Origin of the sequence: Streptomyces sp. NPDC093111 (assembly GCF_040683955.1) — a bacterium.
Classification (GTDB): Bacteria; Actinomycetota; Actinomycetes; order Streptomycetales; family Streptomycetaceae; genus Streptomyces.
The window spans coordinates 248,641-272,888 of the sequence record NZ_JBFBNW010000013.1; the positions used below are offsets into that span (position 1 = coordinate 248,641).

Here is a 24,248-nt window from a genome sequence, read left to right on the forward strand (position 1 = left end):
GGTAGTGCCCTGCGCGAAGGGACCGGACCGGCCGCTCTGCGGCTCGGTCCGGTCCCGTGTCACGTCGAGGTCGGATCAGCGCGCGGTCTCCTTCCCGGGCCGCTTCGCGGTCTTGTCGCGGCCCTCGCCGTAGCCCTCGCCGTAGCCCTCGCCGTAGCCGCCCTCGTGTTCGCCCGCCTCGCAGCCGGCGTCGCCGTAGCCCTTGGGCGGGCAGGCGGCGGGGATGCGGAGCCGGACCGGGGGGCTCTCGACGGTGGCGCCGTCGGGATCGGTGCCGGTGGCCTTGGCGGTATTGGTGACGTGGCCGGCGACGGCGTCCTCCTCGGTGACCGTGTACGTGGCGCGGCAGGTGGCGTGGGCGCCGGGTGCCAGCGTCGTCGGCTCACAGACGACGTCCGCGGCACGGTCGTCGGTGACGGCGATGCCTTCGAGGGAGGTCGAGCCCTCGTTGACCACGTTGTACGTGTAGGTGATCCGGTCACCGGGCTCGACCGGTCCGGCCGTGTCGGCCTTCTTGGTCACGGTCAGCTTCGAGACGCCGACGACGTTCAGGGTGACCTCCGCGAACGGGCTGACGACGGTCTCGTCGCGCGGGTCGGTCGCGGTGGCCCGGGCCTGGTTGGTGAGGTGGCCGAGCGCGAGGTCGGCCTCGGTCACCCGGTAGGTGGCCCGACAGGTGGTGTGCTCGCCGGCGGCCAGGGTGGTGGCTTCACAGGTGACGTCGGGGGCGTGGTCGTCCTGGACGGCGAGGTGGTCCAGGGTCGTCCGGCCGGTGTTGGTCACGGTGTACGTGTAGCTGACGGTCTGTCCGACACGGACCGGTCCCGCCGTGTCGGCCTTCTTGGTGAGACCGAGGGAGGAGGTGCCGACGACGGTGACGGTGGCCTCGGTCGGCGGGGACTCGATCGGCCGGCCGTCGGAGGTACCGGTGGCCTTGGCCGTGTTGGTGACGTGTCCGGTCTGGGCATCGGCGGCGGTCACCGTGTAGGTGCCGCGGCAGGTGGTGCTGTCGCCGGGGCTGCCGGCCGGGGCCAGGGTGGTGGAGTCGCAGGTGATGCCCGTGACGCGGTTGTCGGTGATGGCGAGGCCGGTGATCTCGGTGCCGCCCTCGTTGGTGACCACGTAGCCGTACGGCACGGTGTCGCCGATGTCGAAGGGTCCGGCGGCGTCGACGCTCTTGACGATGGTCATGCCGGGGGGCGCCTCGATGGGCACCTTGACGGTGGAGTCGGGGGAGGTGACCGGGTCGCCGCCGGAGGTGCCGGTGGCGCGCGCGGTGTTGGTGACGTGGCCCCGGGCCACGTCCGCCGCGGTGATCAGGTAGGTGCCGGTGCAGGTGATCGTCCGACCCGGTTCGAGGACGGTGACCGGGCAGTCGATGTCGCCGACCGTCGGATCGTGGACCGCGATGTCGTTGACCGGTGTGTTGCCGGCGTTGGTGACGACGAAGTCGTACGCGACGGGGGTGCCGACGACGAGTTCGCCCGGCCTCGGCTCGTGGACCTGCTTGACCAGGTTGAGTTCGGGCAGCGGCTGTTCGGTGCTGACCGAGACGTTGCGGATCAGGTGCACGTCGGTGAACAGGCCCGTCGAGGCGGCGAAGCCGAACTTGTAGGTCGACGGCACCGGCTCGGGGGCCTGGGTCTGGAGGACCTGGCGCATGCCCTGGCCGTCGTTGAAGTCGACCGAGACGGTGAGGACCGGGGAGGGGGCCGGGGTGAGGTGCACGTTCACCCGGCGCCGCGAGGGTTCGAGCAGGGTCTCCGCCTGCTGCGGCGTCACATCGGCCGGCAGGGTGGTGAGCGGGCCCTGGAGGGAGCCGGGCAGAGTGGACGGCCACGGCGCGGTGGTGGTGAAGTTACTGGTCGTCGCGGTCAGGAAGCAGTATCCGACGGTGCCGTCACCGGGGCCGCGGACGGTGACCATGTTCCGGCCGGGCCCGGGGACGCGGAAGCCGGTGCCGGCCGGGGAGCGGGTCGGACAGCCGTTGCCCCGCTGCTCCCAGTCGCCGAAGTAGTTCCCGAGGACGTCGAGGCCGACGCCGAGGTAGCCGCGGTCGACGCCGGGCAGGAAGTCGAGGTTGGGGTTGTCGTCGGGGAGCTTCTGGGCGTAGCCGAGGCTGCCGCCGAAGGCTCCGGGGTGGGCGAGCGAGACGTCGCCGTTCACCAGGAAGAAGGAGATGCCGTCGGCCGGGGTGTTGGGCGTGGTGCTGCCGTACTGCCACTGGTCGAAGGTGACGTCGAGGCCGTTGCCGGCAGGGAGCGCCTGGTCGAAGAGGACGGCCCCGCTCTGGTCGTTCCCGGAGTCGGTCAGCCGCAGATAGCCGTGGGGGGCGCCGTTCTGTGGGGGCACCGGGCCGGTGCCGGGGGTGGGACAGCCGGTGAGCGGATGGTTGCCGGAGCCACCGGGGGCGGGGGCGGCGCCGGTGAGGCAGGCCGCGCCGACGGCGGTGAACCGGGAGTCGGCGGTGGCGCCGGTGAAGGTCTCGTCGAGCAGCGGGGCACCCGCACGGGGTGTGGGGGCCGCGGGGCGGTCGGCGGGGCCCGCGGCGTGAGCGAGGGAGCCGGCCAGTCCGCTGCCCAGCAGCCCGAGGATCGCCGCGGCCGCCACGAAGCGGGGCGTCCGGGTACGCGACCTCGGGGGTCCGCAGTTGCTTCTCGTCATGACAAGACTATGGACACCGAGCGTAGCGATCTATCACATAATGCTACTATTTAGTCCATATTTACTTCTCTGCGGCCGGACCAGTCGGCGAGGGCCATGGGGGCCCTTCCGTGCTCAGGCGGACCCGGTGCGGCTGCGCAGCTCCTCGAAGCGGCGCAGCGCGGACTGCCGTTCGCCCTGGAACCGGCCGACGCGGGTCTGGGTGAGGGCGGTCCAGTGGTCGACGGCGTCGCGGGCGTGGTCGAGGGCCTCGGACAGGCGGCCCTGGGCGACCAGTTCGTCCCGGTTGCGGTCGGCTTCCTCGGCGTGCCGGAGCAGGGCCTGGGTGGGGTCCTCGGTCGCGGTCAGCACGGCCTCGGCGCGGGTGGCCCGCCGGCGGCGGCGCGCGGCGCCCGCGTATCCGACCAGGGCCACGAGGCCGCCGGTGAGGGCGGCGGAGACCAGTTTCATCATCAGATCGTCCATGGCCGCAGTATGGCCCCGCCGACGCCACTTCTAGAGTTTAGTTCTAGAAAAATATTCGAGATCTTCACGTCTGTCTATACTCCCCCCATGGCAAAGCAGTCCCGTGGCGAGGCCACCGTCGAACGCCTCCTGACGGCGGCGCTGGAGGTGTTCTCCACCTCCGGGCAGGCCGGGTTCACCGTCCACGCGGTGACCCGGGCGAGCGGGGTCAGCCTCGGCAGCCTGTACCACCACTTCGGCAGCTTCGACGGTCTGGCGGCGGCCCTGTACGGGCACTGCCTCCAGCAGACGTACGCGGCGGCCCTCGGCGCCGTCGACCGCGCCCGGACGGCCCGCACCGGCATCCGGGCGTTCGTGACGACGTACCTGCGCTTCATCGCGGAGAACCCGGCCGTGGCCCGCTACCTGCACGGCTCGGCGTACTCCAGCTACCTGGCCGTCGACGCCGACCGCGCCCGCGGCGTCCCGCCGGACCACTTCCCCCGCGTCGCCGACCACCTGAAGCGCTGGACCGACACGGGCGAGCTCGCCGCGCTCCCGGGCCCCCTCCTGGAGGTCCTGGTCGTCGGCCCGGTCGCGGTCGCCGCGCACCGCTGGCTGGCCACCCCGGAGGAACTCGACCTCGACCGGGCGGCCCGGATCCTGTCCGACCGCATCTGGGCTTCGGTGCGGGCCGACTAGGACGTCCGCGTGTGCCGGAGGCCCGGGGCTCGGCGCGTCGCCGCCGCGGTTACGCTCACCATGATCGAGAACCAGAAGGTCGAAGGGGGTGCGCGGATGGATCTCACCGGAAAGACGGTGGTGGTCACGGGGGCCGGGCGTGGGTTCGGGAGGGCGTTCGCGTTGCAGGCGGGGCAGCGGGGGGCGCGCGTGTTCCTCTCCGCTCGTACGCAGGCCGGCGCCCGGAAGGTGGCCGAGGAGGTGGCGGCCGACAGCGGGGCGCGCGTGGACGCGTTCGCGTGCGACCTTGCCGACCCGGCCACCGTACGGGGCTTCGCGGAAGGGGTCGCCGCGCACACGGACCGGGTGGACGTGCTGGTCAACAACGGCGCCCGCTACCTGGCGGGCCCGGACCTGTGGGACGCCGACGACGAGGCGATCAGCGACACCGTCGCCTCCGGAGCCACCGGGACCCTGTTGGTGGTCAAGCACTTCCTGCCCTTGCTGCGCGCCTCCGCGGGCGCGGACGTCGTCAACCTGGTCTCCGCCGCCGCGGAGGCCCGGAACCACCGGTCGCAGGCGCATCCCGCGTTCTACGCGGCGAAGGCCGCCCAGGCCGGCTTCGCCGACGTCCTCTCGCACCGGCTCCGCCCCGAGGGGATCCGGGTCATCTCGCTCTATCCGCCGGACTTCACGGACGGCGACCCGCTCGGCCCCGGCTGGGAGCGGGACTCCCGCACGGCGGACGACCCGCTGACCGCCCGGTCCGTCCTCGACTGCGTCCTCTTCGCGATCGGCCAGCCACGGGACTGCTTCATCCGCTCCTTCCACTTCGAGCAGGTGTAGGGCATGGCGCGTCTGAAGATCGAGATATCCGTCCCCGAGAGTCACGCGGAGGCCGTGATCGAGGCCCTCCACACGGCCGGTGCGGGGCGCGTGGGCGCGTACGCGCGGTGCTCCAGCGTCTGGAAGGTGACCGGCAGCTGGCAGGCCGAGTCCGGCGCGCGGCCGTACGACGGCGCGGTGGGCGCCGTTCAGCGCAGCGAGGAGTGCCGGGTCGAGTCGTTCTGCGACACGGATCAGGCCCGCGCCGTCCAGCGGGCCGTCCGCGCTGCCCACCCCTACGAGGAGGCGGTCATCCATTTCCTCCCGTTGTACGAGCCGTAGCCGCCGACGGCCGGGGCGTCAGACCTTCCTGTGCCGTACGTGCAGGTGGCCGTCGCGCGGGAAGGCCGGCGGCGTCGCGGACAGGAGTCGGTCGAGGGGGTAGCCGCTCTTCTCGGCCACGCGGCAGGACGCCTCGTTGTCCACCTGGTGGAGCAGTTCGAGGGTGTCCAGACCGGCGTCGCCGAAGGTGCGGAACGCCCAGTCGGTGACGGCTTCCAGGGCCCGCTGCGCCACCCCCCGTCCACGGGCGGGCGCGGCCGTCCAGTAGCCGACCTCGGCCGTCGGCTTCCCGGCCGCCACGCCCTTGAGGGCCACGTTGCCGACCAGTCGGCCGGGGTCCTCGCCGGCTCCCGCTTCGAGGACCGCGAAGCTGAACCGGGTGCCGGACGCCCATCCGGCCTCCTGGGTTTCGACCCATCGCTCGGCGTCGGCCTCGTCGTCCACGACCGTGGTGATCCAGCGCCGCATGGCGGGGTCCCGGTACGCCTCGACGAGCGCGGCGACGTCCGCCATGGACCAGGGACGCAGGACGAGCGGGGGCGCGGACGGCGAGGCGTCCGCGCGCAGGAGTGCGGTGGCGTTCATCGGCCGATCCTATGCGGCGGGCTCGGCCCGGATCGGGTTCCGGGCGATCACGGGAGGTCATTACAGTTCCCGCGTGGACAGTGACAAGTGCGTACGGAACAGGCCCGGATGGCGGGTGCTCATCGTCGGCGGCGCGTCGGGCATGGGCAAGACCCGGCTCGCCCGGGACCTGGCGCCGCGGTACGGCGTGCCCGTCGTCGAGCTCGACGACATCGTGGAGGCGCTGCTGGCGGTGACCCGGCCCGAGCACCTGCCCGAGGTCCATTACTGGCGTACGCATCCGGAAGCCGCGCACCGGGAACCGGAGTTCGTGGTCGAGCGGCAGATCGCGATCGCGCGGGCCCTCGCACCGGCCGTCGAGGCGGTCGTCGCCAACCACGTGGACACGGACACCCCGGTGATCCTCGAAGGGGACTACGTCCTTCCCGGACTCGCGACGGCGGACGGCCCGGTGCGGGGTGTCGTCGTCCACGAGGACGACGAGGCGCGGGTGGTCTCCCACTACCTCGCCCGCGAGCCCGAGGAGGGACCGCAGCGGCATCGCGCGCGGGTCAGCGTCCGGTACGGGCGGTGGCTCGCCGACCAGGCCCGCGCGGCCGGGGTGCCGGTGGTCGCCCCGCGGCCGTGGTCCGACCTCCCGCGGCGCGTCGACCGCCTGCTGGGCGCCGGGGCCCCGCTCTCCCGGCGCTGAGGCCCTCACCGTACGACGTCCGCGTATAAGGCCCGGGTAACGGCCGGTTCCGGGGCCGGAGCGGTGTCCCGTACGGTGGGGAATCATGCGAAATTGGATGTTTGGTGGAATTTACGGGACAGTCCTGGCAAGTGCCCTGCTCGCGGCGTTGCAGAGCGAGGGCCAGCGCTTCACGCCCGTCTACGACGCCCTCTGGATCCTCGTCACCGCGATCGCCGCCGGCCTGGTGCACGGATACGCGCACCACATGGCCACCCATCACACCGGCAGCGCCGCCGTCCGATGGCGGCGTCTGCTCACCGCGCTGGGAGAGGAATGGCCCCTCGTGGTCGCCGTCCTGCCCACCGTGGCGCTGCTGTTCCTCGCCGGGGCGGCGGACTGGGACGAGGGGCCGGTCACGACGGTCGGCCTGACCCTCAACACCCTGCTGCTCGGCGGCTGGGGCACCTTCGCCGCGCTGAAGTCCGGCTACCGGCGCCGCTCCGCCGTGCTCGTGGGACTGGCGGACGCGACGATCGGCTTGGCCATCGCGGTGGCCAACGCGTTGATCAAGTAGGGCCCCGAGCCGGCGGGAAGGAGGGATTCTCCTCGCGGGTGCGCCGATCCTCGTTGTCCCCGTGTTGGTGTGCGGCGGGCCTGCGGTGTGAAGCTGGGCGGGCGCCCCGCCCCTTCCGGGCGGTCCGGCGTCGAGCGAGAGGCAGTCCACGTGGTGTTCTTCGAGACGGGCAGCGGCCGGGTGCGGGGCTTTCGGGCTTCCGAGGAGGTCGTCGCGGTGCTCGGCATTCCTTATGCCGCACCGCCGTTCGGCGCCGACCGGTTCAAGGAGCCCCGCCCCGCGGCACCTTGGGCCGGGGTACGGGACTGCACGCGCTTCGGCGTCGTCGCCCCGCAGTCGGCGGAGCTGCCCGGTGCGCCCGCCTGGTCGCCCGGCGACGAGGACATCCTCACCGTGAACGTGTGGACTCCGGATCCTGAGGGCGGCGCCGGGCTGCCCGTGCTCGTGTGGATCCACGGCGGCGCGTACACCTTCGGCTCCTCGGCCCAGCCCGACTTCGACGGCACGGCACTCGCCCGCGCCGGTCTGGTGGTGGTCACCCTCAACTACCGGATCGGCTTCGAGGGCTTCGGCCGCGTACCGGCGGCCGACGGGGGCGCGTACCCGGACAACCGGGGGCTGCTCGACCAGATCGCGGCACTGCGCTGGGTCCGCGGGAACATCGCCGCGTTCGGTGGCGATCCCGCCGCCGTCACCGTCGCCGGCCAGTCCTCCGGTGCGGCCTCCGTGGCCTGCCTGATGGTGATGGAGCGGGCCCGCGGCCTGTTCCGGCGCGCGATCGCGCACAGCCCGGCCAGCCCCTGCTACCCGCCTGAGATCGCCGACGCAACCACCCGCGAGATCGCCGCCGCGGCGGGCTGCCCCGCCACGCCCGAGGGGCTGGCGGCCACCGCCCCCGAGGTCCTGGTCCGCGCCGGCGACCGGGTCGTCGAGGAGTACCGGCGCGACCCCGGCTCGGGGTCGCGCCACTACGACCCCTCGCTCTACGCCCCCGTGCTCGACGGCGACACCCTGCCCGTCGACCCGCTCACCGGGATGGACCGGGGACTGAGCCGGGACGTCGACCTGCTGGTCTGCCACACGACCGAGGAGTACTGGCTCCTCGACGCCGTCGGCAGCTGCGCCGAGGTCGACACCGAGGAGCGACTCGCCGCGTTCGCCCGGGACTTCGGGCTTCCCGACGGCCTGGTCGACTCCTATCGCGAGGCCGCGCCCCAGGCCCCGGTCCGCGACGTCTACCTCGCGGTCTTCGGCGACCTGCTCTTCGGCGCGTACGCCGACCGGCTCGCCGCACACCACGCCCGGGCGGGCGGCCGGACCCACGCGGCCCGCTTCGACCGGCGCCGCGGCGGCCCCGGCGGGACCGGCGAAGCCGTGCGGGCCTGGCACTGCGCGGACATCCCGTTCGCCTTCGGCAATCTCCACGACGAGGCCCTCGCCTTCCTCATCGGCGGCAGCCCCACCCCCGAGGACCACGACCTCGCCGACCGCATGGTCCGCGCCTGGGCCGACTTCGCCCGCACCGGGGATCCCGGCTGGCCGGCCGCCGACGGCGGCACCGCCGACGGGCCGCCCCGGGAGATGACGTGGCGCACCGGCGACACCCCCTCCGTCCGGGAGCGGCCCGCCGGCAGCCGGGCCCTGTGGGCCGGGGCCGCGTTCCCGCTGCTGCGCGCCTGACGGACCGCCGCCCGCCGCCGCGGGTGGGCGGGCCGCCCGTCAGACCTCGCCGGTCGCCAGGGCCTCGGCGATGCCCTGGGCCAGGAAGGGGACGCGGTGGGCGGGGACGCCCGCGATGTTGATGCGGCCGGAGCTCGTGCCGTAGATGCCGGAGCGGCGCCGCATCCGGGCCATCTGGTCCGGCCGGAGCGGGAGCATCGAGAACATGCCCCGCTGCCGGGCTAGGGCGTTCGCCCGCTGCTCGTGGCCGAGGGCGCCCAGGTGGGCGACGAGGTCGGTGCGGTTGGCCGTGATGCGCAGGCGCATCGTCTCGAGTTCCGTGTGCCAGGCGGCCCGGAGCCGGTCGTCCGCGAGGACGGTGGCGACCACGGCGGCGCCGTGGTCGGGCGGCATCGAGTACAGGGTGCGGGCGGCGTTCTGCAGGGTGGTCTCGACGTGCCGGAGCGTCCGGGCCGAGCCGCCGAGGACGATGGCGCAGCCGGTGCGGTCGCTGTAGAGGCCGAAGTTCTTGGAGCAGCTGACCGCGATCAGGACCTCGGGGAGGCGGGCGGCGAGCAGGCGGGTCGGGGCCAGGTCGGCGTCGAGGCCCTCGCCGAGCCCGTGGTAGGCGAGGTCGACGAAGGGGACCCAGCCGTTGGCCGCGGCGAGGCCGGCGAGCTCCTCCCATGCCTCGGCGGAGGGGGTCACCCCGGTGGGGTTGTGGCAGCAGCCCTGGAGCAGGACGACGTCACCGGGCCCGGCCTCCCGCAGGTCCGCGAGCATGCGCGCGGGGTCCACCCAGTCGTACGTGCGGACCCTGAGGCCCGCTCCTTCCAGGATGGGGCGGTGGTTGACGTACGCGGGGTCGCTGATCCACGCGGTGGCGCCCGGGCGGGTCTGCCGTACGAGGTCGGCGAGGAGGCGCAGGGCGCCGGTGCCCGCGACGGTCTGGACGGCGGTCGCACGGCCGGTGAGGTCCCCGTCGCCGAGGACCATGGTGAGCATGGCGCGGTTGAAGGCGGCGTTGCCGGAGAGGCCGAGGTACTCCTTGGAGCCGGAACGTTCCGCCAGGCGTATCTCGGCTTCCTTGACGGCGGTCATGACGGGGGTGATCCCGGTCTGGTCGCGGTAGACGCCGAGGACGAGGTTGAGCCGCTCGGGGCGCGGGTCGTCCGCGTACTCGGCGGTGAGGTCCCACAGCGGGTCGACGGGCGGGGCGGGGAGGAGCTCAAGCATCGGGTGAAACCTCGGTTCGGGGGCGTCGGTTGGCGAGGACGACGCCGAGGGTGATGAGGGGGACGCCGACCACGACGGGCAGGGTCGGCGTCTCGTCCAGGAGGAACGTCGCGAGCAGGACGACGACGGCCGGGCTCAGGCTGCCGACGACGGCGCTGCGTTCCGGGCCGAGCCGGCGGATGGCGAAGGCGTACAGCAGTCCCGCGCAGAGTCCGACGCCCAGGCCCTGGACGACGAGGAACAGCGCGATGTCGGAGCCGGTGGCGTGGGCGAGTCCGGACGGCAGGACGCCGGTCAGGGTCAGCAGCGCGACGACCGCGAGGGAGGGGAGGCAGAGCAGGCCGATGGAGCCGACGGGGTCCAGGTCCACTTCGCGCAGGCCCACCGTGTAGAGCGCCCACAGGCCGCTGGCGACGAGCAGGGTTCCCGTGCCGAGCAGGGCGTCCGCGTCGAAGTCCGTCAGGTGGCGCCAGACCAGGGCGGCGACGCCCGCCACGATGAGGGCCAGGCCGGCCGCCTGCGTGCCGCGCGGAGCGCTCTTCCCGCCGGCGACGACGAGCGCGGAGACGAACAGCGGGACCATGCCGGGCACGATCGCGCCGACGAACGCGGCCGAGGTCAGGGAGCCGCCGTACATGGCGGCGAGGAAGAACGGGACCCCGGCGCCGCAGACGATCTTCAGGGCGGGGCCCGGGCGCACCGCGGCCAGTCGGCGCCTGCGCCGCCACAGGGCGGGCGCCAGGACCACCAGCGGCACGCCGAAGCGCAGCAGGGCGGCGTCGGCGGGCAGCAGGGTGGAGGTGCCCAGGGCGCGGGCGCTGAGCGCGAAGGCGGCCCAGATCATCACGGTGAGCAGCAGGGCGCCCATGCCCACCGCCCGTGGGGAGAGCCCCCGGGCGGGCGGCGGCTGCACCGGCCGCACCTCCGTCGTTCGCGTCGCCGCCACCAAAGATCCCTTCCGCTCGGAGCCGTACGGGCGGAACCGGCAGTCGACTTCCCCGCCCCCTGGCTCCCCCGATGAGCAACCGTAGAGCTTTCCTGCAGGCAGATGATTGCTAGTTCTGCCCTCCAGACATAGCCTGGGGGCAGAATCTGCCAAGGAGTGACGATGGACGCCGTGGACTTCCAGATCATCCACGAGTTGCAGGCCGACGGGCGCCTGTCGAACCAGGACCTCGCCGACCGGATCCGGCTCTCGCCCTCCCCCTGTCTGCGCCGGGTGCGGCGCCTGGAGGAAGCGGGCCTGATCAGCGGCTACACGGCCACCGTGGACCAGGTCGCCTTCGGCCTGCCGATCACGGTCTTCGTCCGGATCCGGCTGGAGCGGCACACCGCGGAGGCGGTGAACGTGTTCGAGGAGCACGTCGGGCTCATCGACCACATCCAGGACTGCTACCTGATGGCGGGCAGCAGCGACTACCTGCTGCGGGTCGTCATCGAGAGCCTGGAGGCGTACGAAGCCCTCGTCCGGACCCGGATCCACGCCATCCCGGGCATCGCGTCGATCGAGTCCAGCTTCGCCTTCGGCAGCGTCAAGCAGTCCAGGGTCTACCCGCGCCCGCAGCAGCCGTCCCGCTGACAGGGGCCGGCGCCGCGGGGAACACGGCCCGGAGAGCGCGCCACCGGCCGGGAACGGAAGCCCCCTGCGCCTCGAACGGGGCGCGTCCTCGGTTCCGTTCGATTACAGCCGATCGGAGTCATCTGCTCCGGCCACCGGCGGGCCTGTCCGTGAAAAACGCGTGGAGGGCAGCCCTGACGTCGATCCGACGGGTCGGCGGGTCCCGCCGTCGCACAAGGATCGCCGCACGCGCTGACCGACCGGGCCGCCGACACGGCCCGAGACGGCGCCACCGCCCTCGGGTGGTGGCGCCGTTCGGTCGTTGGGGGCGGCCGGCGGGACGCCGCCGGCCGCCCCCGGTCACCAGGTGCGGTCGAGCAGGTACGTGAACAGCGCGTCCAGTTCCCGCGCGGCCGGGTGCGCGAGCGGGGTGTCGCGCAGGGCGCGGCGCGCGGTGTCCAGGTGCCGGCGCGCCTCGTCGCGGGTGGCGGCGCGCCCGCCGGACTCCTCCACGAGGGCCGCGACGAGTTCGGCGGAGGCGGCGTCGACCGGCCGGGACGACGAGAGCAGCGGGGCGAGCGCGCGGGCGGTCTCCCCGCCGCCGGCCAGGGCGACGAGGACCGGGTAGGTCTTCTTGGACCGGCGCAGGTCGGCGTGGACGGGTTTGCCGGTGACCGCGGGGTCGCCCCAGATGCCGAGGATGTCGTCCACCGCCTGGAAGGCCAGGCCGAGATGGCGCCCGGCCCGGTCGAGCGCGGTCACGGTCCGCTCGGGGGCACCGCCGAGCACCGCGCCGAGCGCGAGCGCGCAGCCCAGCAGGCTCCCGGTCTTGCGCTCGGCCATCGCCCGGTACTCCTCCGGTGCGACGGCGCCGGGCCCGTGCCAGGGGCGCTGCTCGAAGCGCAGGTCCTCCGCCTGCCCGGACACGAGGGCGTTGAGGGTCCCGCAGAGGTGTCGGACCGCGGCCCCCGTGTGCCGGCCCGGGGCCTCGGCCAGCACGGACACGGCCTGGGCGTGGAGCGCGTCGCCCGCCAGGACGGCCGGGCCCGTCCCGTACGCCTTCCAGACGGCCGGGCGCTGTCGCCGTAACGCGTCGGCGTCCATGATGTCGTCGTGGAGGAGGGAGAAGGTGTGGACGAGTTCGACCGCCACGGCTCCCGGGACGGCGTCGCGGGCGTCGGCTCCGACGGCCTCCGCGCCGAGCACGGCGAGGGCCTGCCGGACGCCCTTGCCCTCGGACCCGCCGGGGTCCGGGGTGCCGGCCGGGTCGGCCCAGCCGAGGCCGTACGCCGCCATCTCCGCGATCCACGGATGCAGGCCGCCCACGGCCTCGGCCAGGGCGGGCCGGGTCAGTTCGCGGGCGCGTTCCAGGACCGCGGGCGCGGCGGGGGCGGGTCGGCGGGCGGCGCGGGGCACGGTCGGGGCCGGCGCGCCCGGCGGTGCGGCGGGCGCGCGGAGCGGCGCGGGCGGTGTCGGGAGGGCGTTCACCGCAGCGCCGCCACGTCGGCCGCGCGCAGGGCCTCGGCGCCGACGGCCGGCAGCACCGGTTCGGTGGGTCCCCGTCCGTCGGCGGCGGGGTCCGGGAGCGGGCCGACCCCGAGTTCGGCGGCGGCCTTGTCGACCATGTCGCGGGCGTGCCGCAGCCCGATGCGGTCCAGGGTCGTGCGCAGTTCGGCGAGGTCCGCGGCGGTGCGCGCGGTGTCGCGGCCGAGGCGGGCCTCGGACTTGACCAGTCCCAGCCGCGAGAGCGCCGTGCCGCGCGGCTCCTCCATGCCGCGGAACTCCTCCAGCGCCCGCGCGTACAGGTCGCGGGCCTCCGCGTACCGGCCCGCCCGGTAGAGCACGTTGCCGCGCATCTTGTGGTTGTACGCGAGGGCGCCGGCCAGCTCGATCTCCCGGCATGCCTCCTCCGCCCGTGACAGCAGGGACAGGGCACTGTCCACGTCCCCGTCCCGTACGGACACCACGTCGGCTATGCCGCGCAGGGCCCACGCCCAGCCGCGCCGGTCCTCGGCGGCGGACGCCGTCTCGGCCGCCTCCTCGAACAGGGCGAGGGCCTTGTCGTAGGAGCCGGTGTTGCGGTGCATCTGGGCGATGCCCTCCAGCGCCCACACCGTGTGCCGGGCCTCGCCTCGGCGGCGGGCCTCGGCGAGCAGCTGCTCGTGCAGCCGCCCGACGGCCTCGTAGTCGCCCTGGATGCGCCCGGTCTCGGCGAGCCCGGCCAGCGAGTAGCCGCGCACGACGACGTCCCCGCCCCGTTCGCCGGCCTCGGCCGCCAGTCCGAGCAGCCGGTAGGCGAGCCGGAGCGCGCCGCGCTGCCGGGCCAGCGTTCCGCCGCTCCACAGGGCCCAGGCCATGGCCCCTTCGTGCCCGGCGGCCCGGGCCGCCCGGAAGCTCGCCTTCCACGCCCGGTCGGCCTCCTCGATCCGCCCGAGCCTGCGGCAGGCCTCGGCCACGGCGAGGCCGCAGCGCGCCACCTCGCCCAGGTCGCCGGACCGTTCCGCGGACCGGAGTTCCTCGACGCCCTTGGCGAGCACCTCGGGCAGGGAGGCGTTCACCGACAGCGACCCGAGCGCCCCCTGATACTCCGGCGCGGACGCCTTCTCCCGCGTCGCCGCACCCACCTGACCTGCCATCAGACCCTCCTCCGGCCGGCTCGACGATCAAGCCGGCACGAGGTTCAAGACGGCGCTCACGCCCGGGGGTTCCCGCTCGCCCGTAAAGATCCCTCTCGGTGGGGGCACCGGGTCATCCTCAAGTGCTACGCGAGCGCCCGCCGGTCCTCAACGAGAGGGACGCCGGGGCCCGGTGGGAGGTGTCAGGGGGCGCGGCCGGGCTCCGGGCCGCGTCACGGGCCCGTGTCCCCGGCCAGCAGCGCCCCGAGCGAAGTCCGTTCGTGCGTCACCGACCGTCCCGTGCGCCGGGTCGTCACCAGGCCCGCGGCGCGCAGCGCCGCCGCGTGGGCCGACGCCGTCGCGTTGCTGACGCGCAGGGCGCGGGCCAGGTCGGTCGTGGTGTGGGGTGCGGCGAGGAGGCGGAGCAGTTCGGCGCGGGTGCGGCCGAGGACGGGCGCCAGGGCCTCGTCCCGCGGCCCGGGCCCCTGCGGTACGGGCGGGAGGCCGGGGCCCGCCGGGTAGGTGAGGAGCACCGGGCGGCCCGGGAGGTCCTGGAGGAGCGGGCCCGCCGGGTGGTGGAAGGTCGGCAGCAGGACGAGGCCGCGGCGGGCGAGGCGTACGTCGCGGGCCCGGGCGCCCGGCCACTCCCACACGCCCTCGTGGAAGCGGCTGCCCGGGGCCAGGGCGGTCAGCGCGGCGGCCGGTCCGTGCGCGGCGACGGCCAGGGCGTGGCGGGTGAACTCGTCGCGGTGCAGGTCCTGCACGACGGACCAGACCGGGGCGAGCACCGTCTCGTACGCGGCGTGCTGCGCCCGGCGCACGGTGCGCCACGCCGTCGCGTCCCCCGCGTACAGACCCTGGATCCACGGGGGCGCGGGCGCCGTGCCGTACACCCGCTCCAGTTCCGAGCGGACGGTGCCGGGGCTCGTCGAACGGATGTGGGCGAACCCGGCGGCGAGCGTGTCGCCCTCGACGTCGACGTCGAGGAACGTGGGCGGGCGGCCCGACGGGGCGAGGTCGGCGAGCGGCGTGGAGGCGGCCGGCAGGGCGCGGAGCACCCTGCCCCGCCACGGTCCGAAGAGCGGTGCGGCGCGCGGCGCGACGGCCGTCGTCAGGGCCGCGTGCAGCTCCTGCAGCGGCGCCGGGCGGGGCGCGAAGCGGAGTGCCGCGATGTCGTCCGCCGTGAAATGGATCCGCAGCACCCGCACAACTCCTCGCTCGACACCAGCCTTTCGGCGAGGGCCTGAACCTTCGCGCGGACCCCCGTCCCACTCCCAGGATGCCGTCATGACGACGAACCACGCCATCGGCCGCCGCTCCCTGGTCAGGGGCGCACTCCTCGGCTCCGCGACCGCCCTCCTCGCCGCGGCGGGCACGACTCCCGCCGGGGCCGCGCTCTCCGGGTCCCCGGCTGCCAGGGCCCGGCCCGCTCGGACCCCGGCCGCCGCCGGAGGCTCCGGGGGTCCGCTCCGCCTGCCGGCTCCGACCGGGCCGTACCCGGTCGGCCTGCGCACCGTGCACCTCACCGACCCCTCCCGCACCGACCCGTGGGTGGGCGGGGTGCGGGAGGTGATGCTGACGGTCCTGTATCCGGCCCGTACCGTACGGGGCTGTCCGCGCGCCCCGCAGCTGTCCCCCGCCGCCGCCCGGGTCTTCGCCGACTACGCCCCGCTCGTGCACCCCGGACTGCCGGGCCCGGGAGCGGTCGACTGGGGCGCGGTCCTCACCCACGGGCACGTCGGCGCGCCGCCGCTGCCGGGGCGTCGGCCGGTGCTGCTGTACAGCCCGGGCGGCGGGGACTCCCGCACCCTCGGCACGGGTCTCGCCGAGGACCTCGCGAGCCGCGGCCGGGTCGTCGTCCTGGTCGACCATCCCGGGGACGCGACCCAGGTGGAGCTGCCGGGCGGGATGCGGACCACCGTCCTCTTCGGGCCGCCGGACCCCGCGACCTTCCGCACGATGGTCGACACCCGCGTCGCGGACCTGCGCCTCGTCCTCGACCGGCTCGGCGAGCTGCCGACGGCCGCGGTGACGGACCCGGCGCGGATCGGGGCCTTCGGGCACTCGGCCGGCGGCACCGCCGCCGTGTACGCGGCGCACGACGACCGGCGGATCCGCGCGGTGGCGAACCTGGAGGGCTATCTCGACCTGCGCCCCCTCGACGCCCCGGCCCGCTTCGACCGGCCCCTGCTGCTCTTCCGCTCCGACGGCTTCGAGGGGGCCGCCCGCATCGACAGCTCGTGGGCCGGTCTGCACGCCCACCGCGCGCTGCTCCGCCGCGGCGGTCACGGTGCGTTCACGGACTACGGGACGCTCGTCCCCCGACTCCACGCCGCCGGTCTGGTGTCGGACGCCGCCCGGACCGCGCTGGTCGGCCCGGGCGACCCGGCGCGGACCGGGGCGGTTCTCCGGCGCCGGGTCGGGGACTTCTTCGAGCGGCACCTGCTCCCGGGGGCTCGGTGACGCGGTCCCGGGGGACGGTGACACGGCCCCGGGGGGACGGTGACGGTCGTCGGGCCGTCCCCCCGGATCCGCCGTGGGGCCGTCCGGCCGGTCCCGTCGGTCAGGCCAGCACCTTGAGGGCCGCCGGGCGGACCCGGAGGGTGACGGGCAGGGTCGCGTCGACCTCGCCGTCGGCGCCGTACGGGAGGGGGCGGTCGGCCTCGATGCGGATCTCCTCGCCCCGCAGGATCTCGACCTCGGGGCGCTGGACGTGCGCGCCGGTCTTGAGCTCGTTCATCAGGGTGAAGAAGAGGTGCTTCGGCGCGTGCTTGATGACGACGACGTCGAGCAGACCGTCGTCGACGCGGGCGCCCGGCGCGACCTTGCGGCCGAAGCCGTAGAAGCCGGAGTTGGCCGCGACGACCGTGTAGCCGGTGCGTTCGTGGCGTATGCCGTCGACGGTGATCCGGTACGTGGCGGGCTTCCAGGCGAGGACCGCCCGCAGGCCGCCCGCGTAGTACGACGCGGCGCCGCGCAGGACGCGGGAGGCGTTGGCGTGGCGATTGGCCACCGCGTCGACGCCCGCGTACACGCTGCCGAGGACGCAGGTCCTGGTGTGCCGGGCCGACTCGACCTCGATGGTGTCGACGGCCCGCGGCTCGCCATGGAGCAGGACCTTCGCGAGGCCCGGGGCGTCCGTGGGGAGTTCCAGGGCGCGGGCGAAGTCGTTGCCGCGGCCCGCCGGGACGAGGCCGAAGACCGTGTCGGTGCCGCTGAGCGCGCCGCCGACGGTGCCGGCCATGCCGTCACCGCCGACGGCGAGCACGACGTGCCCCTTCGCGCCCACCTCCCTGGCGACTTCCCGCGCGTGTTCCAGGCTGCGGCTGTAGACGGTGTCGAGTCCGGCACCCGCCTCCCTCAGCAGCCGGGCGAGCGGGAGGAGGCCCGCCGTGCCGCTGGAACCCCCTGCGGTGGGGTTGACGACGGCGGTGAACTGTCGCATGGATCTGGCCTCCGGGCGGCAGGAGAAGGGTCGGGAGGAGGGAACAGAAGGAGCGGGGGTGGAGCGGGCGGCTCAGCGGATCGGGATCAGGACCCCGGGGCTGAGCACGCCGGACGGGTCGATCTCGGCCTTGACCGCCTGGAGCATGCGGATGCCGAGGGGACCGATCTCCTGGGCGTACCAGTCGCGGTGGTCGGTGCCGACGCCGTGGTGGTGGCTGATGGTGCCGCCCGCCGCCAGGATCGCGTCGTTGGCCGCCCGCTTCACCGGCGCCCAGTGCGCGACGGGGTCCTCGCCCTGCGCGGAGACGACCGTGAAGTAGAGCGAGGCGCCGTTCTCGTAGGTGTGCGAGATGTGGCACATGACGAGCGGCGGGGTGCCGGCCTCGGTGAGGGTCCGGGTCAGGGCGTCGCGGACCGCCGCGTACAGACCAGGGATCGCGGACCAGAAGGCGGCGGTCTCCAGGGTCTCGGCGAAGGCGCCGGCGTCGAGCAGCGCGTCCCGCAGGTAGGGCGCGTCGTAGCGGCCGTGCTGCCACTTGTCGCCGGGTTCCTCGCCGACGTACTCGCCGTCGCAGGCGAGGAGGACCTCACGGACGGCGGCGCGGCGGGCGGCGGTGTCCTCGGCCGTGCCCTCGAAGCCGACGACGGCCATGCAGCCCGGGTTCTCCGGGAGCGCGGCGCTGCCGATGGCGTCGGGCTGCGCGAGGCCGATGAAGGTCTCCGACTCGTCGGACAGGCGCAGCACCGTGGGGCGCGGGCCGTCCTGGGCGACGCGGCGCAGGGCCGCCGCGCCCGCCTCGAAGGAGGCGAAGCGCCAGCCCTCGTAGACCCGCGTGCCCGGCAGCGGCCGGATGCGCACGGTGACGGCGGTGATCACGCCGAGGGCGCCCTCGGAGCCGAGGACCAGCTGGCGCAGGTCGGGGCCGGCGGCCGAGCGGGGGGCCCGGCCGGTCTCCAGGGTGCCTTCGGGGGTGGCGACGGTCAGGCCGAGGACCATCTCGTCGAAGCGGCCGTAGCCGGACGAGGCCTGGCCGCTGGAGCGGGCCGCGGCGAAGCCGCCGACGGACGCCCACTCGAAGGACTGCGGGAAGTGACCGAGCGTCCAGCCCTGCTCGTTGAGCAGCTCCTCGCACCGGGGGCCGCGCAGGCCGGGCTCCAGGGTCGCGGTGCGCGACACCTCGTCCACGGCGAGGAGCCGGTCGAGCCGGCGCAGGTCCAGGGCGACGAAGGGCCGCTCGGTGGTGGGCGCGAGGCCGCCGACGACGGAGGTGCCGCCGCCGAACGGGACGGCGGACAGGCCGTGTTCGGCGCAGGCGCGCAGCACGGCGAGGACCTCGTCGTGGCTGCCGGGGAGCACCACGGCGGCCGGGATGTCCTCGACCTCGCCGGCGCGGATGCGCAGCAGGTCGGGGGTGGACTTGCCGCGGGTGTGCCGGATGCGGCTCTCGGCGTCGTCCCGTACGCCGTCCGGTGCGGCGACGGCGGCGCGCAGCGCGCCGTTGGCCTCGTCGGTCAGGCCCGGGGCGGGCGCCTCGATCTGGGCGAGGGCGGACGGGCCGCTCTCGCGCGGGGTGACGCCGAGCAGGTCCCGCAGGAGGCCGGTGACCGACTCGGGCAGGGGCGCCGCCTTGGCCGGGTCGCCCCAGCCGCTCCACAACATGTCCACTTCGAGAGGTTCCTCACGGTCTGTTTCACGGACGGCGCTGCCAATCGGCCTGCGCTGGCATTACACTGTGACAGATGACGCCCATTCGTCACAACCATGCGGACGCAGATCCCGTGCTCGACGCCGCACGCGACTGCGTGCTCGCCGTCGGCGTACGCCGGACGACCCTCACCGATGTCGCCCGGCGCGCCGGCGTGTCCCGGATGACGCTCTACCGGCGCTGGCCCGATGTGCGCAGCCTCGTCGGCGACCTGATGACCCGTGAGTGGATCGCCGTCGCCGCGGAGGCCATGCCGCCCTCCGACGAGGACCGGCCCGAGCGGGAACGGATCGTCGAGGGACTGGTCGAGGGGGCCGCCGCCTTCCGGGCCCACCCGCTGTTCCACAAGATCCTCGACGTCGACCCCGAACTGCTGCTGCCGTACGTCCTCGACCGCCGGGGCGCCAGCCAGGACGCGCTGCTCGGGCTCCTCCACACGGCGCTGGAGGACGGGCACGACGACGGCTCCGTCCGGCGGGTGCGGCCGGACCTCCAGGCCCGCTCCCTGCTGCTCGTCGTCCAGTCCTTCACGCTGTCGATGCGCACCATGACCGACGAGACCGATCCCGAACTGAGCGAGGCCGCCTTCCTCGGCGAGCTGCGCACCCTGCTGGAGAGGACCCTCACCCCATGACCCCCACGAGCAGCACCGCCCGCCCCGGTTCCTCCTCCCTGAACGCCGAACGGCGCCGCCGCGAACTGGACCGGCTCGCCGGGGGCGACCCCGGCGCCGTCGTCGACGTCCTCGTCGTCGGGCTCGGTGCCACCGGGGCCGGAGCGGCGCTCGACGCGGCCGCCCGAGGGCTCAGCGTCGCCGCGATCGACGCGCACGACCTCGCCTTCGGCACCTCCCGCTGGAGCTCCAAGCTGATCCACGGCGGGCTGCGCTACCTCGCCTCCGGCCAGCTCGACGTCGCCCACGAGAGCGCCGTCGAACGCGGCATCCTCATGGAGCGCACCGCGCCCCACCTCGTGCGCGCCCAGCCGTTCGTGCTGCCCCTCACCCCGCTCGTCAGCCGCGGCCAGGCCGCCCTCGCGCGCGCCGGGTTCGTCGCCGGCGACATGCTGCGCGTCGGCGCCCGCACCTCGCGCCGTACGCTGCCGCGCCCCCGTACGCTCTCCGCCGTCGAGACCCGCCACCTCGCCCCGGCCCTGCGCCCGGTGGGGCTGCGCGGCGGGCTGCTCTCCTGGGACGGGCGGCTCACCGACGACGCCCGCCTGGTCACCGCGATCGCCCGCACCGCCGCCGCGTACGGCGCTCGTGTCCTCACCCGCACCCGGGCCCTGGAACTCCACGGCGACGGGGCCCTGGTCCGCGACGAGACCACCGGCCAGGAGCTGCGCATCCGCGCCCGTACGGTGGTCAACGCGGCCGGCGTGTGGGCGGGCGGCCTCGTCCCGGACATCCGCCTGCGCCCGTCGCGCGGGACGCACCTCGTGCTGCGCTCCGAGACCCTCGGGCAGCTCTCCGCCGGTCTGCACATCCCGATCCCGGGCGAGACGAACCGCTTCGTACTGGTCCTGCCGCAGGGCGACGGGCGCGTGTACGTCGGCCTCACCGACGAGCCCGTCGACGGCGAGATCCCGGACGTGCCGGAGGTGCCGGAGACGGACATCGGCTTCCTGCTCGACGTGCTCGGCTCCGCGCTGGACGTGTCGGTCGAGCGCTCCGACGTGGTCGGGGCGTTCGCGGGCCTGCGGCCCCTGCTCGACGTCCGGGACGAGGGCGGCCGCACCGCCGACATCTCGCGCAAGCACGCCGTGCTGACCTCGCCCGACGGCGTCGTCACCGTCGTCGGCGGCAAGCTGACCACGTACCGCCGCATGGCCGAGGACGCCGTCGACGCCGCCGTGGCCGCCCGCGGTCTGACGGCCGGCCCGTGCCGTACCTCGTCGCTCCCCCTGGCCGGCGCCGCGGCCCCGCGGACCCTCGCCGGTCTCGACCTCCCGCCGCGGCTGGTGCAGCGCTACGGCACCGAGGCGGCGGGCGTCCACGCGCTCGGCGTCGAGGACCCCGCCCTCGCCCGGCCGGTCGTGCCCGGCCACCCCGTCACCGGCGCCGAACTCCTGTGGGCGGTCCGCCACGAAGGCGCCCTGGACACCTCCGACCTCCTCGACCGGCGTACCCGCGTCGGCCTGGTGCCGGAGGACCGCGCGGTCGCCGAGGAGGCGGCCCGGGACGCGCTGGCCCGGGGCGAGCGGGTGGCCTGACCACCGACGGACGTGCGCCCGTCGCACCGGCGGCCGATGGCGGTCGGCGCGGTGGCGCGTCCGCGCGGGCGCTCCTCCGGCACGGCGGCGCCGTGCGCGGGAGGAACGCCCGCTTTCCCGTGGGGGGTCGGGGTGGGACGGGTCGGACGGGGTCGGACCGGTCGGACCGGTCAGACCGATCCGACCGGTCCGGCGGATCAGCGGGGCGGCGAGTCAGCAGGTCGGCGGGTCAGCGGGGCGGCGAGTCAGCAGGTCGGCGCGTCAGCGGGTCAGCGGCCCTGGAGGGCCTTGACGTTGTCGCCGAAGGTCCAGCCCTTCGAGCCGTCCCAGTTGGCCGACCAGGTCATCAGGCCCTTGAGCTGACCGCCGTAGCGGTTCCACGCCTGGGCGACCAGGGACGGGGACATGTAGCCGCCGCCCGCGCCCGGCTGCGCGGGCAGACCGGGGACCTGCTTGTCGTACGGGACCCGGATCGTGGTGCCCTGGATCACCAGGCCCTTGTTCAGGCAGTCGGTCTGCGCGACAAAGCCGGCGACGGTGCCCGCCGAGTAGGAGTCGCCGGAGCAGCCGTACATGCTGCCGTTGTAGTACTGCATGTTGAGCCACCACAGGCGCCCGTTGTCGGCGTACTTCTTGACGATCGGGAGGTACGCGCCCCAGATCGAGCCGTAGGCGACGCTGCCGCCCGTGACGTACGCCGTCTCCGGGGCCATCGTGAGGCCGAATCCGGCGGGCATCCGGGACAGGACTCCGTCGATGATGTACGTCAGGTTGGCCTGCGAGGCGGAGAGGGTGCCGATGCTGCCGCTGCCGACCAGGCCGGTCTCGATGTCGATGTCGATCCCGTCGAAGTTGTACTTCTGTAGGATCGGGACGATGGTCGCGATGAACCGGTCGGCGACCGCGCGGGAGTTCAGGTCGATGCCCGCCGCCGCTCCGCCGATCGACATCAGGATGGTGGCGCCGGCGGCCTTGGCGTTGCACATCTGCGCCGGGGTGGAGACCCGGACGGTGGCGTCCATGCCGTCCTCCCACAGCACGGTCCCGTCCGAACGGATCACCGGGAAGGCGGCGTTGATGACGTTGTACCCGTGGGCGGCGAAGCGCGGGTCGTCGATGGGCGCCCAGCCGAACGGCGGATGCACGCCGTTCGCGGAGCCGTCCCAGTTCTCCCAGTAGCCCTGGAGCACCTTGCCGGTGGGCCTGGGCTTGAGGGCGCAGGTGTCCGCCGTGGGGGCGGCGGACGGGGCGGGCGTGGGCGCCGCCTGCGCGGCGGTGGCGGCGAGCGCGGTGGTGGCCAACAGGGCGGCGAGGCCCGCGCCGAGGGCGCGGGCGATCCGGCGGACTGGCATGCGTGCTCCTTGGGACGTGGGGGGATGGAGAAGGTCCGGGGCGTGCACTCAAGCCGACGGTAGGTTGGTCCAGACCATTCGTCAACAGGTCTGGGAGGGCGGGTAGTTGGGACTTCGATGGACGCGAGGCCGTACGGCCTCCGATTCAGCGCCTCCGCGCGTCACACGTCCTGGATCCGGCGGAACGGGCGGTCCGCCTCCAGCTCGAACGCGAGCTCCAGCAGGGTGCGTTCGGCGCCCGGGCGGCCCGAGAACATGACCCCGATGGGCAGCCCGTCGTCCGTCGTCCCGGTGGCGGGGAGGGAGAGCGACGGGGTGCCGACGACGTTGTTGACCGGGGTGAACGCGACGTACGCGAGGATCCGTTCGATCAGCGTCGGGTACGGAACGGCCGGGCTGAGGTGCCCGATCGGCGGCGTGGTGTGAGCGAGTACGGGCGAGAGCACGAGGTCCAGGCCGCGGAAGGACGCCGCGTACGCCTCCTTGGTGCGCTTCAGCCGGCGCAGGACGCCGGGTGTGCGCCGCCAGTCCTTCAGGTACGCCTCGCGCAGGCCCCGGCTGAGGCCGTCCATGCGGCGCCGGTCGAAGTCCGCACCGAGCGTGCGGCCGGTGACGCCCAGGAGGAACGACAACAGGCCCCAGTAGGTGAGGAAGTCGTCGGTGAAGCGCGGGTCGAGCGACAGCTCCACCGGCGTCACGGTGTGGCCGAGGCGTTCGAGCCGCGCCACCGTCTCCGTGACCGCCGCGCGGGTGGCGGCGTCGGTGGGGACGCCGTTCGGCGAGTCCACCAGGAACCCGACGCGCAGCCGGCGCTCCGCGGGGCCCTCGACGAGGCCCACGGGCGGCAGCGCGGGGTTGCGCCAGTGGGTCTCGGCGGCGGCGAGGAACGCCGCCGTGTCCCGTACGGAACGGCTCACGACGCCGTCGGAGACGATGTCCAGCGGCAGTTGACGGCTCTGGGCGTTGGTCACGACCCGGCCGCGGGTCGGCTTGAGGCCGACCAGGCCGCAGCAGGCGGCGGGGATCCTGATCGAACCGCCGCCGTCGTTGGCGTGCGCGAGGGGGACCGCTCCCGCCGCGACGAGCGCCGCACTGCCGCCCGAGGAGCCGCCCGCCGAGAATCCCGTGTGCCACGGATTGCGGACCGGCTCGGCGCCCTCGTACTCCGTGCTCGGGCTGAAGCCGAACTCGGGCAGCCGGGTCTTGCCGAGCACGGTGACGCCGCTGCTGAGGAACTGGCCGGTGAACGGGGCGTGCCGACGCGCCGGGCGGGGCGCGAAGGACGCGCTGCCGTGCCCGGTCGGCAGGCCCAGGTAGTCCGTGTTGTCCTTGACGAAGGTCGGCACCCCGGCGAGGGCGCCGCCGGCGGTCGCCGGCTGCGGCACGGGGCGGTCGAGGTGCACCTGGACCGCGTTCAGCCGCGCCTCGACCGCCCGTACGCGCGCCGCCGCGTCCCGGGCGGCCTCCGCCGCGCCGACCTCGCCGCGCCGGATCGCCGCCGCCAGCCCGACGGCGTCGTGCTCGCCCAGGGCGTCGTCCCGGAATGCGTGCACCGTGGCCTTGTCCTCGAAAGTCGTCACCGTTACCTCAGTCCCCGGGCGCCGTGTGGATGTTGACGGACATCATGACTTACCGCCGAGTAACAGGCGAGGGTCCGCGCCCCGCGCCGCCCCGCC

22 protein-coding genes are annotated in these 24,248 nt (G+C 74.6%); 10 read left to right on the plus strand and 12 right to left on the minus strand.

What is annotated here, in order from left to right:
• Positions 1-75: 75 nt before the first annotated feature.
• Positions 76-2,664: a hypothetical protein gene (locus tag AB0Q96_RS24105; RefSeq protein WP_365328722.1), complete on the minus strand. Its 2,589-nt coding sequence runs from the start codon at positions 2,662-2,664 to the stop codon at positions 76-78.
• A 114-nt stretch (positions 2,665-2,778) separates the two neighbouring features.
• Complete coding sequence (locus tag AB0Q96_RS24110; protein ID WP_365328724.1) at positions 2,779-3,129, minus strand: hypothetical protein; 351 nt, start codon at positions 3,127-3,129, stop codon at positions 2,779-2,781.
• Positions 3,130-3,216: 87 nt separating this feature from the next.
• Here AB0Q96_RS24110 and AB0Q96_RS24115 point away from each other — a divergent pair, with 87 nt between their 5' ends.
• Genes AB0Q96_RS24115 through AB0Q96_RS24125 form a run of 3 tightly spaced genes read left to right on the plus strand, consistent with a single transcriptional unit; the run spans position 3,217 to position 4,956 of the window.
• Positions 3,217-3,810 (plus strand): TetR/AcrR family transcriptional regulator, encoded by a 594-nt coding sequence (locus AB0Q96_RS24115; RefSeq protein WP_365328726.1) that lies wholly within the window; start codon positions 3,217-3,219, stop codon positions 3,808-3,810.
• Positions 3,811-3,870: 60 nt separating this feature from the next.
• Positions 3,871-4,635: an SDR family oxidoreductase gene (locus AB0Q96_RS24120; RefSeq protein WP_365328728.1), complete on the plus strand. Its 765-nt coding sequence runs from the start codon at positions 3,871-3,873 to the stop codon at positions 4,633-4,635.
• Positions 4,636-4,638: 3 nt separating this feature from the next.
• Positions 4,639-4,956: a hypothetical protein gene (locus AB0Q96_RS24125; protein ID WP_365328730.1), complete on the plus strand. Its 318-nt coding sequence runs from the start codon at positions 4,639-4,641 to the stop codon at positions 4,954-4,956.
• An 18-nt stretch (positions 4,957-4,974) separates the two neighbouring features.
• On the opposite strand, the gene AB0Q96_RS24130 is transcribed toward AB0Q96_RS24125, so the two are convergent.
• Entirely contained in the window at positions 4,975-5,541 is a 567-nt protein-coding gene (locus AB0Q96_RS24130) for a GNAT family N-acetyltransferase (RefSeq protein ID WP_365328731.1), read from the minus strand.
• A gap of 73 nt (positions 5,542-5,614) precedes the next feature.
• Here AB0Q96_RS24130 and AB0Q96_RS24135 point away from each other — a divergent pair, with 73 nt between their 5' ends.
• The 3 genes from AB0Q96_RS24135 to AB0Q96_RS24145 all read left to right on the plus strand — a co-directional run bounded on the left by AB0Q96_RS24135 (position 5,615) and on the right by AB0Q96_RS24145 (position 8,468).
• Entirely contained in the window at positions 5,615-6,232 is a 618-nt protein-coding gene (locus AB0Q96_RS24135; protein ID WP_365328733.1) for a hypothetical protein, read from the plus strand.
• Positions 6,233-6,317: 85 nt separating this feature from the next.
• Entirely contained in the window at positions 6,318-6,788 is a 471-nt protein-coding gene (locus tag AB0Q96_RS24140; RefSeq protein WP_365328735.1) for a hypothetical protein, read from the plus strand.
• Between the two features lie 150 nt (positions 6,789-6,938).
• Positions 6,939-8,468, plus strand: coding sequence for a carboxylesterase family protein (locus AB0Q96_RS24145; RefSeq protein ID WP_365328737.1), 1,530 nt, complete (start codon positions 6,939-6,941; stop codon positions 8,466-8,468).
• A 39-nt stretch (positions 8,469-8,507) separates the two neighbouring features.
• Here the strand turns inward: AB0Q96_RS24145 and AB0Q96_RS24150 are convergent, their stop codons facing one another.
• Positions 8,508-9,683: an amino acid aminotransferase gene (locus AB0Q96_RS24150; RefSeq protein ID WP_365328739.1), complete on the minus strand. Its 1,176-nt coding sequence runs from the start codon at positions 9,681-9,683 to the stop codon at positions 8,508-8,510.
• Positions 9,676-10,629 carry a DMT family transporter gene (locus tag AB0Q96_RS24155; RefSeq protein ID WP_365328741.1) on the minus strand — a complete coding sequence of 318 codons (954 nt, stop codon included), beginning with the start codon at positions 10,627-10,629 and terminating at the stop codon, positions 9,676-9,678. The genes AB0Q96_RS24150 and AB0Q96_RS24155 overlap by 8 nt, the downstream gene beginning before the upstream one ends.
• Positions 10,630-10,791: 162 nt before the next feature.
• Between AB0Q96_RS24155 and AB0Q96_RS24160 the strand changes: the two genes are divergently transcribed.
• Positions 10,792-11,262 (plus strand): Lrp/AsnC family transcriptional regulator, encoded by a 471-nt coding sequence (locus AB0Q96_RS24160; RefSeq protein ID WP_365328743.1) that lies wholly within the window; start codon positions 10,792-10,794, stop codon positions 11,260-11,262.
• A gap of 339 nt (positions 11,263-11,601) precedes the next feature.
• Here the strand turns inward: AB0Q96_RS24160 and AB0Q96_RS24165 are convergent, their stop codons facing one another.
• The 3 genes from AB0Q96_RS24165 to AB0Q96_RS24175 all read right to left on the minus strand — a co-directional run bounded on the left by AB0Q96_RS24165 (position 11,602) and on the right by AB0Q96_RS24175 (position 15,058).
• Positions 11,602-12,657, minus strand: a complete 1,056-nt coding sequence (locus tag AB0Q96_RS24165; RefSeq protein WP_365328862.1) for a polyprenyl synthetase family protein — start codon at positions 12,655-12,657, stop codon at positions 11,602-11,604.
• 68 nt (positions 12,658-12,725) lie between these two features.
• Positions 12,726-13,877, minus strand: coding sequence for a tetratricopeptide repeat protein (locus AB0Q96_RS24170; RefSeq protein WP_365328745.1), 1,152 nt, complete (start codon positions 13,875-13,877; stop codon positions 12,726-12,728).
• A gap of 212 nt (positions 13,878-14,089) precedes the next feature.
• A complete protein-coding gene (locus AB0Q96_RS24175) occupies positions 14,090-15,058 on the minus strand; it encodes a helix-turn-helix domain-containing protein (RefSeq protein ID WP_365328747.1) in 969 nt (322 codons plus the stop codon).
• Between the two features lie 85 nt (positions 15,059-15,143).
• Between AB0Q96_RS24175 and AB0Q96_RS24180 the strand changes: the two genes are divergently transcribed.
• Entirely contained in the window at positions 15,144-16,319 is a 1,176-nt protein-coding gene (locus AB0Q96_RS24180) for an acetylhydrolase (RefSeq protein WP_365328750.1), read from the plus strand.
• Between the two features lie 100 nt (positions 16,320-16,419).
• Here AB0Q96_RS24180 and AB0Q96_RS24185 read toward each other — a convergent pair whose 3' ends face one another.
• Together AB0Q96_RS24185 and AB0Q96_RS24190 are read right to left on the minus strand one after the other, a co-directional pair.
• Positions 16,420-17,301: a YegS/Rv2252/BmrU family lipid kinase gene (locus AB0Q96_RS24185; RefSeq protein ID WP_365328752.1), complete on the minus strand. Its 882-nt coding sequence runs from the start codon at positions 17,299-17,301 to the stop codon at positions 16,420-16,422.
• A gap of 72 nt (positions 17,302-17,373) precedes the next feature.
• On the minus strand, positions 17,374-18,969 hold the full coding sequence (locus tag AB0Q96_RS24190; protein ID WP_365328754.1) for an FAD-binding oxidoreductase: 1,596 nt from the start codon (positions 18,967-18,969) through the stop codon (positions 17,374-17,376).
• A gap of 74 nt (positions 18,970-19,043) precedes the next feature.
• On the opposite strand from AB0Q96_RS24190, the gene AB0Q96_RS24195 reads away from it, so the two are divergent.
• Positions 19,044-19,643, plus strand: a complete 600-nt coding sequence (locus tag AB0Q96_RS24195; RefSeq protein WP_365328756.1) for a TetR/AcrR family transcriptional regulator — start codon at positions 19,044-19,046, stop codon at positions 19,641-19,643.
• Entirely contained in the window at positions 19,640-21,220 is a 1,581-nt protein-coding gene (locus AB0Q96_RS24200) for a glycerol-3-phosphate dehydrogenase/oxidase (RefSeq protein ID WP_365328758.1), read from the plus strand. The genes AB0Q96_RS24195 and AB0Q96_RS24200 overlap by 4 nt, the downstream gene beginning before the upstream one ends.
• A gap of 269 nt (positions 21,221-21,489) precedes the next feature.
• Here AB0Q96_RS24200 and AB0Q96_RS24205 read toward each other — a convergent pair whose 3' ends face one another.
• Complete coding sequence (locus AB0Q96_RS24205; RefSeq protein ID WP_365328760.1) at positions 21,490-22,572, minus strand: chitinase; 1,083 nt, start codon at positions 22,570-22,572, stop codon at positions 21,490-21,492.
• A gap of 161 nt (positions 22,573-22,733) precedes the next feature.
• A complete protein-coding gene (locus AB0Q96_RS24210; RefSeq protein ID WP_365328762.1) occupies positions 22,734-24,152 on the minus strand; it encodes an amidase in 1,419 nt (472 codons plus the stop codon).
• Between the last annotated feature and the right edge of the window lie 96 nt (positions 24,153-24,248).